This is a genomic window from Cribrihabitans marinus (assembly GCF_900109035.1).
GTDB classification, from domain to species: domain Bacteria; phylum Pseudomonadota; class Alphaproteobacteria; order Rhodobacterales; family Rhodobacteraceae; genus Cribrihabitans; species Cribrihabitans marinus.
Genome location: NZ_FNYD01000005.1, coordinates 16,347 through 31,543 on the forward strand (window position 1 = coordinate 16,347; position 15,197 = coordinate 31,543).

At 67.2% G+C, this 15,197-nt stretch carries 16 protein-coding genes; 4 read left to right on the forward strand and 12 right to left on the reverse strand.

Annotated features, from left to right (window positions below):
* Positions 1-2 precede the first annotated feature (2 nt).
* From BMX57_RS09340 to BMX57_RS09395, 12 genes are all read right to left on the reverse strand, one after another.
* Positions 3-1,286, reverse strand: coding sequence for a TRAP transporter large permease (locus tag BMX57_RS09340; protein ID WP_092365625.1), 1,284 nt, complete (start codon positions 1,284-1,286; stop codon positions 3-5).
* The gene (locus tag BMX57_RS09345) at positions 1,283-1,831 is read right to left on the reverse strand and encodes a TRAP transporter small permease subunit (protein WP_092365628.1); all 549 of its coding nucleotides are present in this window, start codon (positions 1,829-1,831) and stop codon (positions 1,283-1,285) included. The genes BMX57_RS09340 and BMX57_RS09345 overlap by 4 nt, the downstream gene beginning before the upstream one ends.
* Positions 1,832-1,856: 25 nt before the next feature.
* A complete protein-coding gene (locus BMX57_RS09350) occupies positions 1,857-2,894 on the reverse strand; it encodes a TRAP transporter substrate-binding protein (protein ID WP_092365630.1) in 1,038 nt (345 codons plus the stop codon).
* Positions 2,891-3,748, reverse strand: coding sequence for a putative hydro-lyase (locus tag BMX57_RS09355; RefSeq protein WP_092365633.1), 858 nt, complete (start codon positions 3,746-3,748; stop codon positions 2,891-2,893). The genes BMX57_RS09350 and BMX57_RS09355 overlap by 4 nt, the downstream gene beginning before the upstream one ends.
* A gap of 76 nt (positions 3,749-3,824) precedes the next feature.
* Positions 3,825-4,724, reverse strand: a complete 900-nt coding sequence (locus tag BMX57_RS09360) for a LysR family transcriptional regulator (protein WP_092365635.1) — start codon at positions 4,722-4,724, stop codon at positions 3,825-3,827.
* A 91-nt stretch (positions 4,725-4,815) separates the two neighbouring features.
* On the reverse strand, positions 4,816-6,084 hold the full coding sequence (locus BMX57_RS09365) for an ABC transporter substrate-binding protein (RefSeq protein WP_092365638.1): 1,269 nt from the start codon (positions 6,082-6,084) through the stop codon (positions 4,816-4,818).
* A 35-nt stretch (positions 6,085-6,119) separates the two neighbouring features.
* Positions 6,120-7,067, reverse strand: a complete 948-nt coding sequence (locus BMX57_RS09370; protein WP_092365641.1) for a branched-chain amino acid ABC transporter permease — start codon at positions 7,065-7,067, stop codon at positions 6,120-6,122.
* Complete coding sequence (locus BMX57_RS09375) at positions 7,064-7,978, reverse strand: branched-chain amino acid ABC transporter permease (protein ID WP_092365643.1); 915 nt, start codon at positions 7,976-7,978, stop codon at positions 7,064-7,066. The genes BMX57_RS09370 and BMX57_RS09375 overlap by 4 nt, the downstream gene beginning before the upstream one ends.
* The gene (locus BMX57_RS09380) at positions 7,975-8,709 is read right to left on the reverse strand and encodes an ABC transporter ATP-binding protein (RefSeq protein ID WP_092365646.1); all 735 of its coding nucleotides are present in this window, start codon (positions 8,707-8,709) and stop codon (positions 7,975-7,977) included. Before BMX57_RS09380 ends, BMX57_RS09375 begins: the two co-directional genes overlap by 4 nt.
* Positions 8,702-9,475 carry an ABC transporter ATP-binding protein gene (locus BMX57_RS09385; protein ID WP_092365649.1) on the reverse strand — a complete coding sequence of 258 codons (774 nt, stop codon included), beginning with the start codon at positions 9,473-9,475 and terminating at the stop codon, positions 8,702-8,704. The genes BMX57_RS09380 and BMX57_RS09385 overlap by 8 nt, the downstream gene beginning before the upstream one ends.
* A complete protein-coding gene (locus tag BMX57_RS09390) occupies positions 9,468-10,553 on the reverse strand; it encodes an aldo/keto reductase (RefSeq protein ID WP_092365652.1) in 1,086 nt (361 codons plus the stop codon). Before BMX57_RS09390 ends, BMX57_RS09385 begins: the two co-directional genes overlap by 8 nt.
* Positions 10,550-10,930: a TIGR04076 family protein gene (locus tag BMX57_RS09395; protein WP_092365655.1), complete on the reverse strand. Its 381-nt coding sequence runs from the start codon at positions 10,928-10,930 to the stop codon at positions 10,550-10,552. The genes BMX57_RS09390 and BMX57_RS09395 overlap by 4 nt, the downstream gene beginning before the upstream one ends.
* Before the next feature lie 126 nt (positions 10,931-11,056).
* On the opposite strand from BMX57_RS09395, the gene BMX57_RS09400 reads away from it, so the two are divergent.
* The 4 genes from BMX57_RS09400 (at position 11,057) to phnD (ending at position 15,154) form a co-directional block, all read left to right on the forward strand.
* Entirely contained in the window at positions 11,057-11,746 is a 690-nt protein-coding gene (locus BMX57_RS09400; RefSeq protein WP_092365658.1) for a GntR family transcriptional regulator, read from the forward strand.
* Positions 11,743-13,215, forward strand: coding sequence for an aldo/keto reductase (locus BMX57_RS09405; protein ID WP_092365661.1), 1,473 nt, complete (start codon positions 11,743-11,745; stop codon positions 13,213-13,215). Before BMX57_RS09400 ends, BMX57_RS09405 begins: the two co-directional genes overlap by 4 nt.
* A 109-nt stretch (positions 13,216-13,324) precedes the next feature.
* On the forward strand, positions 13,325-14,134 hold the full coding sequence (locus tag BMX57_RS09410; RefSeq protein ID WP_092365664.1) for a DeoR/GlpR family DNA-binding transcription regulator: 810 nt from the start codon (positions 13,325-13,327) through the stop codon (positions 14,132-14,134).
* 45 nt (positions 14,135-14,179) lie between these two features.
* A complete protein-coding gene (gene phnD, locus BMX57_RS09415; RefSeq protein WP_092365667.1) occupies positions 14,180-15,154 on the forward strand; it encodes a phosphate/phosphite/phosphonate ABC transporter substrate-binding protein in 975 nt (324 codons plus the stop codon).
* Positions 15,155-15,197: the final 43 nt, after the last annotated feature.

Consider the following 15,197-nt stretch of genomic DNA (forward strand, 5'->3'; position numbering starts at 1 on the left):
CTCTATTGCAGCGCGTCGGGCAGCATCAGGGCGATCTGCGGAAAGGCGATCAGAGCTGCCACCATGACCAGCATGGCGATGACATAGGGGATCGTGCCCAGCATGACCTCGCTCATCCGGCCGCTCTTGCGCGCGCCCTGCACGACATAGAGGTTCAACCCGACCGGGGGCGTGATCAGCGCCATCTCGATCAGCACGATCATCAGGATGCCGAACCAGATCGGGTCGAAGCCCTGCGCCACGACAAGCGGCACGATGATCGGGATCGTCACCACCATCAGCGAGAGGGTTTCGATGAAGAAACCCAGCACGATGTAGATCAGCACCACGACGAAGATCGTGCCCAGGGGCGACAGGCCGAGACCGTCGAGGAAGCTCTGCAGCTCCTGGCCCAGACCGGCCGAGGCGAGGGTGAAGTTCAGGAAGGACGCGCCGATCACCACCAGCATGATCATCGACGTGATCTTGACCGTGCCCAGGATGCTCTCGGCGACCATGCGCAGGCTGACGCCGCCGAACAGCGCCGCGATCACGATGGCGCCGGCGACACCGACGGCGGCGGCCTCGGTGGGTGTGGCCCAGCCCTTGTAGATGGTGCCGATGATGACGGTGAACAGCAGGATGATCGGGATCAGCTGCACCAGCGCGCGCAACATCTCCGCAAGCGGGAACACCCGCCGCTCGCCGCCCAGCGACGGTCGCAACACACAGAGCAGCATCGTGATCAGCATGAAGCCTAGCGCCAGCGCCAGACCGGGAACCAGGCCGGCCAGGAACAGCCGCGGAATCGAGGTCTGGGTGAGGAACCCGTAGACGATCAGGTTGATCGAGGGCGGAATCATGATCCCCAGCGTGCCGCCGGCGGCGATGGCGCCGGAAAACAGCTTGGGGTCATAGCCCAGCTTCTCGGCCTGCGGCATGGCCACGGTGGCCACGGTCGCGGCAGTTGCGACCGAGGATCCCGATGTGGCCGAGAACATCGTCGCCGTGGCGATATTGGCATGCACCAGCCCGCCGGGCAGCCAGCTGACCCAACGGTCGAGCGCGGCATAGGTCCGCGTGGCGATGCCCGAGCGGACCAGGATCTCGCCCAGCATCACGAAGAAGGGGATCGCGATGAGCGTGGCGTTGTTCGAGGTCGACCAGACCAGGTTGCCCAGCCCCTTGACCAGGGGGAACGGGCTGAAGAACGCATCGACGCCGAATCCCAGCAGAAACAGCACGATACCGACCGGGATCGACAGGGTCAGCAGGCCCAGCAGCCCGACCGTGACATAGGTGATCATCGCGCCGTCTCCTCTTCGCCGAAGCAGCCGATGGCCTCCTCGGACTGGCGGAACTCGCCCCGCAGCACCAGGATCAGGGCGGCGGCGAAGGTCAGCCAGGCAACGGCGGCGAACCAGATCCAGCCGGCGAACCAAGGCGTCTGGACCAGCGCGAGCGGGGTCTCAAGCGGCGTGTTGGCGCGCGAGCCGTTGGCCAGCGAACGTGCCAGGACCGGCCAGGACTGCAGCGCGATCAGCGTGACGGTGCCCGACAGCACGGCCATGGCAAACAGGTCGAAGACTGCCCGCCCGACATTGCCGGTGCGCCCCCTGAGGATGTCGATGCGCACATGGCCCAGTTCAAGCAGGGTATAGCCCATGCCCCAGGAGGTGGCGATCGCCATCACGTATCCGCTGATCTCGTCGGTGCCGCCCAGCGAGGAGCCCAACTGGCGCAGAACGATATCGGCGAGCACGATCGCGGCGCAGGCCAGCAACACGATCCCGATCAGGATCGCCACCAGCTTGTTCAGGCCACGCAAGGTGCCGAGCAGTTTCTGTGCCATTGGTCTCCTCCCCGGGACAGGCCGCCTATTGGGTGGCGATGGTCACGCCGACGGCCTGACCGACACTCTCGTTCCAGCGCGCGGCCCATTCATCTCCGGCCCGCTCGGCCCATTCCGGCAGCACCTCGCTCACCAGAACCTCACGGGCGCGTTCGAAATCGGCATCGGACACGTCGACCAGCGTCATGTCGCGGGCGTCGCCCGAGGGGCAGTCGCCGTTGCCGGTCAGGCAGGCGATGTCGTTGACCAGCGCGTTCTGGGCGGTGGCCCAGGCGGGATCCTCGAACTCGGTCTCGATCTGTTCGCTGATCAGCGTCTGCAGGTCCTCGTCCATGCTGTTCCACTTGTCGAGGTTCATGGCGGTGACGACGCTGTCCCAGCCGCCCAGCGGGATCGGCATCAGGTGGGTCGACACCTCCCACCAGCCGGCGGAATAGCCCGAGCCGGCACCGGTCACGGCGCAGTCGACCACGCCCTTCTGAAGCGCGCCGGGCACTTCGGAGAAGCTGACATTCACGCCTTCGGCGCCCAGCGCCTCGAGGAACTTGGCGGTCATCCGGCCCGAGGCGCGGACCTTCTTGCCCTCGAGATCGTCCAGCCCCGAGATCTCGGCGTTGCAGAACACGACCTGCGGCGGATAGGGCGCGATGGCCAGGACGTGGCTGTTGAACCGGTCGCGATAGATGTCCGAGACCATCGGGCGGGCGGCGTCGACCATCGCGCGCGCCTCGTCGGCGGTCAGCGCCACCAGCGGCACGTCCAGCCCTTCAAGCTCGGGCGCGTCGGCCACGGCATAGTCGGCAACCGTCATCGCCACGTCATAGACCCCGTCGCCCAGCAGGCGGTAGACGTCGCCGACGCCCAGGTTCATCTGGTTGTGCGTGGTCAGGTTCACGTTGATCCTGCCGTCCGACGCGGCAGGCAGCTTCTCGCTCCAGAACGGGGCCTCGTATTCCTTGTGCAGCGGCAGGCTGGACCAGCTGCCGACAACGGACAGTTCCTCGGCCGCGGCGGGAACGGCCAGAACGGCCGATGTGGCAAGTATGCTCAATGCGGTTTTCATGGTGTTGCTCCTTGTTGGGATGGGGGTGTTGTTATCAGGGTGCCCGGCGCCATCACCGGCACCTCGGCATCTTCGGCGATGTCGGTGATCAGCATGTGACCGGGCTTGTGGGTGATGCAGAGCGGCAGGCGGGCGTTTTCGATCGCCACCTGGGGTGTGACGCCGCAGGCCCAGAAGACCGGCACGGTGCCCGGCGCCTGCGGGGTCGGATCGCCCCAGTCCGGCCGGGCGATGTCGCCGATGCCGATCGCGGCGGGATCGCCCCAGTGCACCGGGGCGCCATGCGCCAGCGGGTAACGCCGGCAGATCGCGATCACCTCGTCGATACGATCTTGCGGCACGAACCGCATCGAGACGACCATCTTGCCGGCGAAGGGCCCGGCGGGAACCGTGTCCAGCCCGGACCGGAACATCGGCACGGTGGTGTCGTTGGCGATGTGCCACATGTCGATGCCCGCCGCCTGCAGCGCATGTTCGAAGGTGAACGAACAGCCCAGCGCAAAGACCACCAGATCGTCGCGCCAGATGTCGGAGATGTCCGTTACCGTCCCGTCCAGCCGCCCGTCGCGGTAGATGTTGTAGGCCGGAACATCGGTGCGGATGTCGATATCGGCCCCCAGCGTGACCATCATCGGATCGCCGGTGTCCGACACCCCGGTCAGAGGACAGGGCTTGGGGTTGCGCTGGCAGAACCGCATGAAGTCGAGCGCTTGATCCTCGGGCATGATCGCCAGGTTGGCCTGCAGGTGACCGCGGCCCAGCCCGGCGGTGTGCGACCGGTAACGCCCCGCGCGAATGGCCGCGCGCACCCGGCCCAGTTCGGCGGTCTTGAGAGTGGCGTATGTGTCGGTCACGGTTGCTCCTCTTCGGTGCCGCAAGCGTCACAGGTGCAGGCTATAAGGTCAAATCGAAGATTCTTTTCTGCATGTATCACGCATTTTTATCACCCTGATAGGCCACGGCGACCTCGAACGCCTGTTTGGCGGCGGTTTCGACCAGGTGACTCTTGGGCTCGCCCAAGTAAGAGGCGGAAAACCGCAGCGGGCTCGGCACCCAGCCCGGATCGAACTCGCGGATCCGCCCCGCGGCGACATAGTCCTGCGCCAGCACCCGCGGCAGCGCGCCGACGCCCAGATCCGCCTCGACCAGGCGGAAGCAGGCCGAGAGCGAGGTGGACGGAAACAGCGACACCGCCGGCCCGACCCGCTCGAACAGCAGTTCCTTGAGCTCGCGATAGGGCCGCGTGTTGCGGGCATAGGTCAGCACCGGGCGGGTCAGGTAGGCGCTGGCGTCCCGGCATTCCGGCGCATCGGCGGCGGCATACCAGCCCAGGTCGATGCCCGGCAGCTCGATATTGTCCACCGAAAACTCCGACACCGGCCCCAGCAAGATCGCCAGATCAATCTCGCGGTTCAGAAGGCCGGCGCGCAGGTTGATCGAGATGTCGACATTGAACTCGATCTCGAGCTTGGGATAGAGCGCGTGCAGCCGGAACACCAGGTCCGGCAGCCAGGATTGCGCGACGGTCTCCGACACGCCCAGCCGCAGGTGGTCCTCGACCCCGGCGGGATCCACCACGTCCTTCTCGACCTGTTGCGAGAGGTATTCGAACTTCTCGGCATGCGACAGCAGCAGCTCGCCGCGCTTGGTCAGCTTCATGCCGGTCGCGGTGCGGTCGAACAGCTCGCAGGCCAGCATCTCTTCGAGGTTCTTGATCCGCGCGGTCACCGCCGGCTGGGTGACGTTCAGCGCAACCGCCGCCTTGCGCACCCCACCCAGCCGGACGACGGCCAGGAAGGTGTGCAGCTGTTCCATGTTGATTCGCGCCATGCCCGGAGCTTGGCATGTCCGCTGCCGCGCGTAACCTGCAATAGCCCGCGTGGCGGCCGGACCGGGCGCGCGGCCCGGTCCGGCCGGGCCGTCACTTCAACGAGGCGATGAAACCGTCCACCTCGTCCAGCGAGAGATACTGCACCTCCTCGGTGCCGCTCTCGGTGAAACTCCACACCACGGCGGGCGCGGACACGTCGCCATTGGCGTCGAAACGCACGTTTCCGGTGGCGCCCTGGTACATGACGCTGCCGCCATCGGCCAACACCTGCCGCGCGGCGGCAAACCCCTCGGCATCGGCGGTCACGGGCGTGCCCTCGGGGTCGGTCACGCGGCTCACCTGCGCGGCGATCTCTTCGCCGGTGGCGTCCTTGCCTGCCGCTTCCATCGCCAGCAGCGCGATCATCGTCGCGTCATAGCTGTTGGCCAGGCCCGGACCGTTCGGCTCGGAGTCGAACCGCGCCTTGTAGCGTTCGACAAAGGCGTCGGCACTGGCGACCCGCGGCGAGGCGGTGTCGGTGCCCAGCGCGTTGCCCAGGTATTGCAGGCCGACATTGTCGCGGAACTCGTCGGATTTCAGCGAATTGGCCAGGATCATGTTCTGGGTGCCGCCCAGCGACAGCCACTCGCGCACCGCCGCGGTGCCCTCGTTCGGGTAGAGCCCGAGATAGAGCGCATCCGGATTGCCCGCCATCGCCTCGGTCACCTCGGCCCGGAACGAGGGCTGGCCGTCATTGATCGCCACCGAGGCGGTCACCTCGATCCCCAGCGCCTCGAAATCGCTGGCGATCAGCTTGCCCAGGTCCTGGCCCCAGTCGTCGTTCTTGTAGAGGATGGCCACGGACTTGTAGCCCTGATCGGCGGCAACCTTGGCCCCCACCGCCGCCTGCACGCCGGTGGTGGCGAAGGTGCGGAACCACAGCCCGCCGGCCTTGCCCTCTTCGGCCAGCGTGGTGAAGGCGGTCGAGGATGAGCAGCACGACATCTGCATCACCTTGCCCGGCACCGTCACCGAGGTCAGGATCGGCATCGACACCCCCGACGAGACCGCGCCCAGAAGCACCTGAACGCCGTCGAGATCGACCAGCGCCTTGGCCGCGTCCACGCCGACCTTGGGATCGACCTGGGTGTCGCGCAGCACCATCTCGATCCGGCAGCCCGCGACGCCGCCGGCCTCGTTGACCTGATCGACGACGAATTGCGCGGTCTCGGCGATGGGCCGCCCCCAGTCGACCGAGGTCGGCAGCACCGCGCCCACCTTGGTCGTGCAATCCTGCGCCGCCGCGCCGCCGGCCAGAACGGCCATCCCCAAGGCGGTGCCCAGCGTCAGGCCCGCCCGTGTGCTGATACGTCTCTTCATGGTCTTTTCTCCCTGTTTTGCGTGTTGCATCGGGCTCAGCCCTGTCCCGATTGTGAAACGACCAACCGCTCGGGGAACAGCCCCTGGGGGCGCCAGAGCAGCATGCCGACGATGACCAGGCCGATCAGAACATACTGGATCGACCCGGCATAGAGCTGCGCCTCGATTGGCGCGAAGCGGGACAGCGCCCAGCCGCTGGCGGTCCAGGCGCCCCAGATCAGGAACGTGCCCAGGATCGCGCCGCGATTGTTGCCGGCACCGCCGACGATCAGCATGGCCCAGATCTGAAAGGTCAGCGTCGGCAGAACGTCCTGCGGGCTGACAAAGGCATAGAAGGTGCCGTAGAGCGCGCCTGCCAGCCCCATGATCACCGCCCCGGTGACGAATGCGGTCAGGCGCACCCGGGCCGGGCTCTTGCCGAGCGAGCGCGCGGCGGTCTCGTCCTCGCGGATCGCGCGCAGGAGCCGGCCGAAGGGCGAGCCCACCAGCCGCTCGAGGAACAGGTAGGTCGCCAGCAGCAGCACCAGCACGACCAGCAAAAAGGCGATGTTGTAGACGAACCCGTCGCCCAGCGCATCGCGCAGCGGCCGCTCGAACCCGCGCAGGCCCTTGGCCCCGCCGGCCAGCGCCTCGGCGTTGCGCATCACGTTCTCGAAGGCCACGGCGACACCGAAGGTCGAGATCGCCAGGTAGTCGTGGCGCAGCCGCAGCGTGGCCACCCCGACGATCCAGGCCAGCACGCCGGCCGCCGCCATGCCGCCCAGCACGGCCAGCGGATAGAACAGCCCGAAACCGCCCAGATGCCCGGCCTGCGGCGTGCCGCCCAGGATCAGCGTGCCATAGGCCCCGGCCCCGAAGAAGGCAGCGACACCGCCGTTGAACAGACCCGTGTTGCCCCACTGCAGGTTCAGGCCCAGCACCGCGATGGCCAGGATCGACGCGACGGTGGTGAAGAACACCAGGTAGGAGATGACCCCGATCATGTCCGCGCCTCGCCGAACAGGCCGTTGGGCCGCAGCAGCAGCACCGCGATGATGATCAGGAACGGCACGCTGGGGCTGTAGCCCGAGGGCAGCACGAACAGCGCCAGGTTGGCGGCGATGCCGACGATGAAGCCGCCCAGCACCGCGCCATAGATCGACCCGATCCCGCCCACGATCGTGGCAGCGAAGATCGGCAGCACCAGGTCGCGGCCGATGACCGGGCTGATCTGGTTGGACAGGCCGTAGAACACGCCGGCCAGCGACGCCAGCCCGCCGCCCAGCAGCCAGACGATCACGATCATCCGCCGCAGGTCGATGCCGTTGACCTGCGCCAGCACCGGGTTCTCGGCCACGGCACGCAGGGCATAGCCGAAGGTGGTGCGCGACAGCACCAGGTGCAGCGCCGCCATGATCGCCAGCGTCGCGGCCAGCGCCGCAAGCTGGTCGGGCTTGACCAGCAGCAGCGGATCGCGGCTGAGCACCACGGCGAAGACGATGTCCTGGCTGTAGAGTTGGGTGTGCAGGCCGAAGACCAGGCCGATGACATTGCGCACGATCAGCGCCAGGCCGAACGAGGCAAAGACCATCGACAGCTCCTCGCCCTTTTCGCGCACCCGCCGGAACACCAGCCGGTCGAACAGCACCGCGCTGGCGCCGGTCAGGGCCATCGACAGCACGATCGCCAGAACCAGCGCCCAGGTCATCGACAGCGGTCCGATCTGGTCGGCCAGCACCGGCATCAGCACCTTGAACAGCTTGTCGAAGACCAACGCGGCATAGGCGCCGATGGACAGCAGTTCGGCATGGCTGAAATTGGCAAAGCGCAGCATGTGCATCACCATCGTCAGCCCGATCGCGCCCAGGGACAGGATCGCGCCGATCAATATGCCGTCGAGCAGGTGCTGGATCATGCCCCTGCCCTCAGCCGTTTGCCGCCCAGGTAGATCTCGGCCACGATCGGATCGCCCAGCAGGGCCTCGGCCGGGCCGTCCACCTGGTTTCGGCCCTCGGCCAGGATATAGCAGTGATCGGCCAGCCGCAGCGCCTGGTTGACGTTCTGCTCGACCAGCAGGATCGTCACCCCCTGTTCCGTCAGATCCCGGGCGAATTCCAGTACCTCCTGCGCCGCCTTCGGCGCCAGCCCCGCCGAGGGCTCGTCCATCAGGATCAGCTGCGGCGCGGTCGCCAGCGCCATCGCCACGGCCAGGAACTGCCGCTGCCCGCCCGACAACGCGCCGGCCTTGTCGCCGCGCTTGTCGGCCAGCGCCGGGAACCGGTCGAGCAGCCGGGCCAGCCGGTCCGGGCCCGCCGAACCGGCCCGGCGCAGGGCCAGGTCAAGGTTCTGGCCGACCGTCAGGCTGCGAAAGATGTTGTCGGTCTGCGGCACATAGGCGATGCCGTGACGCGCCATGTGGTGCGGGCGCAGGCCGGTGATGTCCTGTCCGCGCAGCGCGACGGTGCCGCGCGACACTGGAACAAGCCCCGCTATCGCCTTGATCAGGGTGGATTTTCCCGCACCGTTCGGGCCGATTATGACGGTGACAGACCCGGCCTCGGCGCGCAGCGAGACATCCAGAAGGATCGGCAGGTCGGGCACGTAGCCCGCGGTGATCCCCACCGCCTCGAGCGCCGCGTCAGGCATCGGTCCCCGCCCCCAGATAGGCATCCAGCAGCACAGGGTTGGCCTGGGCCTCCTCCGCCGTGCCCTGGAACACCACGCGCCCGCCGGCCAGCGCCACGACGGGATCGCAGTGCCGCATGATGAAATCCATGTCATGCTCGATGATGACAAAGGTCTTGCCCTGCCGGTTCAGCTCTTCGATCTTCTCGATCAGGATGCCGGTCAGGGTCGGGTTGACGCCCGCCGCCGGCTCGTCCAGCAGGATCACCGCCGGGTCCCCCATCAGAACCCGCGCCAGCTCCAGCAGCTTCATCTGCCCGCCCGACACACGCCCCGCCGGGTGATCGGCCAGCGGCGCAAGCGTCACGAAATCCAGCACCTCCATCGCGCGGCTGCGGATCGCGCGTTCCTGCGCGCGCATCGCCGAGCGGCGCAGGAACGGGCCGGACACACGCTCGCCGATCTGCGCCAACGGGGCCAGCATCACGTTTTCCAGAACCGACATGCGAGCGAAGGGGCGCGGGATCTGGAAACTGCGCCCCAGCCCCGCGGCAAAAAGCTTCTCCGGCGTGAAACCGGTCACGTCCTGCCCGTTCAGGCGCACGGTGCCCGCCGTTGGCGCCAGCATCCCGGTCAGCACGTCGAATAATGTCGATTTGCCCGCACCGTTCGGGCCGATCAGGCCGGTGATCGACCCGGTTCGGATCTCGAGCGAGACCTGGTCGACCGCGCGGAACGGGCCGAAGTCGCGGGTCAGCCCCGAGCAGGACAGCACCTGCTCAGCCATCGGCCTGCCCCAGCACCTTGTCGTCGGGCCGCGTGTTCAGGTTGTATTTCATGATCCGCCCGTGGCGCGAGTCGCGATCCCCTTCCAGGCCGTAGACCGGGCCGGACGGTCCTTGAGCTTCGGCCAGTATCGCGTTGATTTCGCCGTGATCCTGATCGTCGAGCGTCAGATCGAAGACCTGCAGCGTCTGCGGCAGGTGCCGCGCGTAGCGCGCGCCGACGATGGCGCCTGCGACCTGGCGCTGGTCCAGCACCCAGCGGGTCGCCACGGAACTGAGGTTGACGCCATGCCGGTCGCCCACCGCCTTGAGCGCGCGCAGCAGGCGCTGGAACCGCTCCCAGGGGCCGAACTCGTCGATCACCAGCCGGTATTTGACCAGCGAGCGGTTGTCGAACGCGAACCCCGGATCGGGCTTGTCCAGCCACCCCTCGGTCAGGAACCCGCCGGCCAGGGTGCCATAGCACAGAAGTTGCATGTCGTGACGGGCGGCCCAGTCGGCCAGGCCGTTGGCCGGCCGGCGGTCCAGCACGGAATACTGCACCTGCGCGCTGGCGATGTCGAACCCGGCCTCGACAAAGCGCGCGATCTGCGCGCTGTCCCAGTTGTTGACGCCCAGATTGGCGATCTTGCCCTTGCGCTGGCAGTCCTTGAGCACCTCCAGCGAGGCCACGGGATCGCCGATGGCAAGATCCCACCAGTAGAACTGCACCAGGTGCAACCGTTCGATCCGCAACCGGGCGAGCGAGCGGTCGATAATGGCCTCGACCTCGTCGGGGCGCAGGTCCGGCAGCCGCGACAGGTCGGGGACAAGCTTGGTGTGGATCACCGCGCGGTCGGCAATGGAGGCCCCGCGCCGCTGCCGCAGATCGGCGATGAAGCTGCCGATCATTTCCTCGACGCCGGTATAGATGTCGGCGCAATCGAAGGTGGTGATCCCCGCGTCCAGAAACGCCTCCATGTCGGCGATGGCCGCCGTGCGGTCGACGGATCCGTGATCGCCGGCCAACTGCCAGCCGCCCTTGATGACGCGCGAGATCCGGTGCCCCGGGCGCAGATCGGCGGTTTCGACCCGGCTCATTGGCCGTCCTCCTGCTGCCAATAGGGCGTTCCCCGCGCCTCGGGCAGACCGGTTGTGGCGGCATGGTCGAACCAGCGCCGGCCTGCGCGCACGATCCGGAACCGGCCACCGCAATGCGGGTCGGGACAGGCTACCTCGGCATCCGTAGACATCCAGTCGGCCGCGTCGGTCGGGCGCTGCCTGGCCGGCAACAGCGGCAGCAGCGCCGCCAGCGCGTACATCGACACCCGCTGCGCCCCGTCGAAGACCAGCGTCTCGCCCTCGACGCGAAAGCTCTCGCCCTCGACATGGCGGCAGACCGGCGCGCGGCCATCCAGCACCGTCTCGACCCGAAGATCGTAGAGCCAGAAACCGCCCTCTTCCCTTGCATCCGACATCAGAGACCGCTCATCCGCATTGCACCCTGGCATGTTATCTGTGATATTTGATCGTAGATATCACCTGCCGCGCTTGTCAATGACGATGGCACCGGAGGGGCGCGAACGGGACGGGATGAGACAGGCATGGCCGAGGCACGCATAGACAGGATCGACCAGAGCAACCTGCGTGAAAGCGCCTACCGCGCGCTGCATGATGCCTTTACCCGCGGCGAGTTCGCACCGGGCGACGCGGTGTCACTGCGCTCGCTCGCAGACCAGCTGGGGATCTCGATGACACCGGTGCGCGAGGCGGTCCGGCGGCTGGTGGCCGAGGGCGCGCTGGTGGACACGCCCAGCCGGACGCTGCTGGTGCCGCCCTATGACGCAAGGCGGATGGCCGACCTCAAGGCCGCGCGGCTGGCGCTGGAGTCGCTGGTACTGGACCAGGCGATGGAGCGGATCGGCCCGGCCGACCTGGCCGCGCTGCGCGAGATCCTGGAGGATCCCGGCGCGCCGGGCCGGTCGAAACCCGACCTGGAGCAGAATTACCGCTTTCACTTCGCCATCTACCGCCGGTCGGGGTCCGAGGTGCTGCTGCCCCTGGTCGAGGCGCTGTGGCTGCAATACGGCGCCTACCTGAATCTGGTCATCCGGCAGGAAAGCGCCCGGCAGTTCGACGAGCACAAGCATCACGATGAGATCGTCGCGGCGCTGGAACGCGGCGACCGCGAGGCCGCCAAAGTGGCCCTGGTGCGCGATATCGAGCGGTCGTTCCGGGTGCTCGGGTCGGACGAATACGCCGTCCGATCTTCCCAGGAGGGAGACGCTCCATGACACAGGCTCCCGACCGGTTTGCCCTGGCCCCCGGGCTGGAGATGTCGCGCGCCGTGACCGGGCTGTGGCAAGTGGCCGATATCGAGCGCACCTCCGGGCCGATCCCGCCCGCCGAGGGCGCCGGGATGCTGGAACGCTATGTCGAAGCCGGGTTCGACACGTTCGACATGGCCGACCATTACGGCACTTCCGAGATCATCGCCGGCGAGCTGCTCAAGACCCATCGCGATACGGCGCGGCCGCCGCTGGCGTTCACCAAATGGTGCCCCGCGCCGGGGCCGATGACCGCCGATGTGGTGTGCGCCGGTGTGCAGGAAAGGCTGGACCGGCTAGGCGTCGATTGCGTCGATCTGTTGCAATTCCACTGGTGGAGCTTTTCCCACCCCGCCTGGCTGGACGCGCTGCACGAGCTGACGCGGCTGCGCGCCGAGGGGCTGATCCGCGAGATCGGCGTGACCAATTTCGATGCCGCGCATCTGCGGCTGGCGCTGGCCGATGGCGTGCCCCTGCGCAGCAACCAGGTGTCGTTCTCGCTGATCGACCGCCGCGCCGCCGGGCCGCTGGCCGCGCTCTGCCGCGACAGCGACGTGCGGCTGCTGGCCTATGGCACGCTCTGCGGCGGCTTCCTGTCCGAACGCTGGCTCGACCGGCCGGAACCGCAGGAGATCGGCGACTGGTCCAAGATGAAATACAAGCGTTTCATCGACACGGCCGGGGGCTGGGCGGCGTTCCAGCGGATCCTCCATGCGGCTCACGGAATCGCCCGCAAACACGGGGTTTCGGTGTCGAATGTCGCCAGCCGCTGGGTTCTGGAGCAGCAGGGCGTGGCCGGTGTCATCATCGGCGCGCGGCTGGGCGAGGCGATGCATGCGGCAGACAATGCGCGCCTGTTCTCCTTTGCGCTGGATCACGAGGACCGGCAGAATCTGGACGACGCCTTTGCACAAACGCAAGAGATCCCCGGCGATTGCGGCGATGAATATCGCCAGCCGCCCTTCCTGACCGCCTCGGGCGATCTCAGCCACCATCTCGACCGGATGCCGCTGGCGCATGAGGCGCAGGAGATCCCCCACCGCCCCGGAAACCGCCGGGTGCTGAGCGGTGCCGATTGGGAGGAGATCGCCGGCTATTGCCGTGCGCAGCGGATCGGCGACCGGATCCTGGTCTCGGGCACCACCGCCACGGCGGGCCGCGACCGGGTGGTGGCCGCGGACGATGCCGGGGCGCAGACCACCTTCGTGCTCGACAAGATCCTGGCCGCGCTGGCCGCGCTGGACGCGCGGGCCGAGGACGTGATCCGGACCCGGATCTACATCACCGACGAGGCGGATGTCGGCGCGGTCTCGAAGGCGCATGGCCGGGTGTTCAGCCGCATCAAGCCGGCCAATACGCTGGTCGTGGTCAAGCAGTTGATCGGCGGCTACCGGGTCGAGATCGAGGCCGAGGCGCTGACCCGCGCCACGGGCTGATCCCCTTGCCGAACCGAGCGGGCAGGCCTTTTTGACCGCTTGGCAACAAATTCTGTTGATTTCCTTCCGGATAACCCACATTCCTCAAGGCGGGGAGGATGAGGGGTCGATGTCGGACGCGCGGTATCTGCAGGAACACAACGACCCGGACGGGCCGCGGCTGCGAAAGGCCGAGCGGCGCGAGCACATCCTTCTGGAACTCAAGCTGCACCCGCATGTGCGCATCAGCGACCTGGCCCGCCGGTTCGGCGTCTCGGCCGAGACCGTGCGGCGGGATTTCGACGCGCTGAGCCGCGACGGGCTTATCAGCCGAAACCACGGCGGCGCCTCGGCCCCGGCACAGGGCTACTATCCCGGGCTGGACGAGCGCGCCAATGCCCGCATCGAAGAGCGCAGCCGCATCGGCAGGCGCGCCGCCGACCTGGTCGGCGAAGGCGACACGCTGATGATCGACAGCGGCTCCACCACGATCCAGTTCGCCCGGGCGCTGGCCTGGCGGGGGGTCCAGTGCACGGTGATCACCAACTCGCTGCCGGTGGCGATGACCCTGGGCCACGGCACGGCCGAGGTCCTGCTGTGCCCCGGCGCCTACCTGCCCGCGGAATCGGCGGTGATCGGCACCGAGACGCTGGAATTCCTCGAACGGTTCCATGTCGATCACTGCATGATCGGCGCCTCGGGCCTGTCGGCCGGCGGGCCAACCGAAACCGTGCGCGGCTTTGCCGCCGTCAAGCGCATGATGCTCAAGCGCAGCGCGAAGGCGCATCTGCTGATCGACGCGCAGAAATTCGGGCACCGGGGGTTCAACCAGGTCGGAACGCTGGACCAGATCGACACGGTTGTCGTGGATACGCCGCCCGAGGGCGCATTGCACAAGGCGCTGGCCAGCGCCCAGGTGACCGTCTGCGTTGCCATTTGAACGAATTGAAGAGCAAAAACCACTGAGACTAGGGAGGAAAACACAATGAAAATCGACCTGAGATACCTGCTGGGCGCAACCGCCGTTGCCGCGTTGAGCCTGGCCGGCGCGGCTTCGGCACAGGAGTGCCCGCGCGGCGACCTGGACGAGCGTTTCTGCGACGCCGATGGCGACCTGATCGCGGACATCCCCGAGGACGAAAGCCAGTGGATCGACCCCGAAACGCTGATCTTCGCCTATACGCCGGTCGAGGATCCGGCGGTCTACAAGACCGCGTGGTCGGATTTCATCGACTACCTGAGCGAAAAGACCGGCAAGGAAATCGTCTTTTTCCCGGTCCAGTCCAACGCCGCCCAGATCGAGGCGATGCGCTCGGGCCGCCTGCATATCTCGGGCTTCAACACCGGGTCGAACCCGCTGGCGGTGAACTGCGCGGGCTTCCGCCCCTTCACCATCATGGCGGGCGAGGACGGCTCCTTCGGCTATGAGATGGAGATCATCACCTATCCCGGCTCCGGCATCGAAAGCGTCGAGGACATCAAGGGCAAGCAACTGGCCTTCACCTCGCCCACCTCGAACTCCGGCTTCAAGGCGCCCTCGGCGATCCTGAAGGCGGATTACGACATGCTGCCCGAGCGCGACTTCGAGCCGGTCTTCTCGGGCAAGCACGACAACTCGATCCTGGGCGTGGCCAACCAGGATTACCTGGCCGCATCTATCGCGAATTCGGTCATGCAGCGGATGCTGGAACGTGACGTGGTCTCGGAAGACCAGATCGTCAGCCTCTACAAGTCCCAGACCTTCCCGACCACCGGCTACGGCGTGGTCCACAATCTCAAGCCGGATCTGCAGGAGGCGATAGAGGACGCGTTCTTCAGCTTCGAGTGGGAGGGCACCAGCCTGGAAGAGGAATTCTCCAAGAACGGCGAGTCGCAGTTCATTCCGATCACCTACCAGGAATACTGGGACGTGATCCGCAAGATCGACGCGGCCAACGACGTCAGCTACGCCTGCGAATGATCATGGAGGCGGCCGCCCGGCGGCGGCCGCCACGCAATACGGC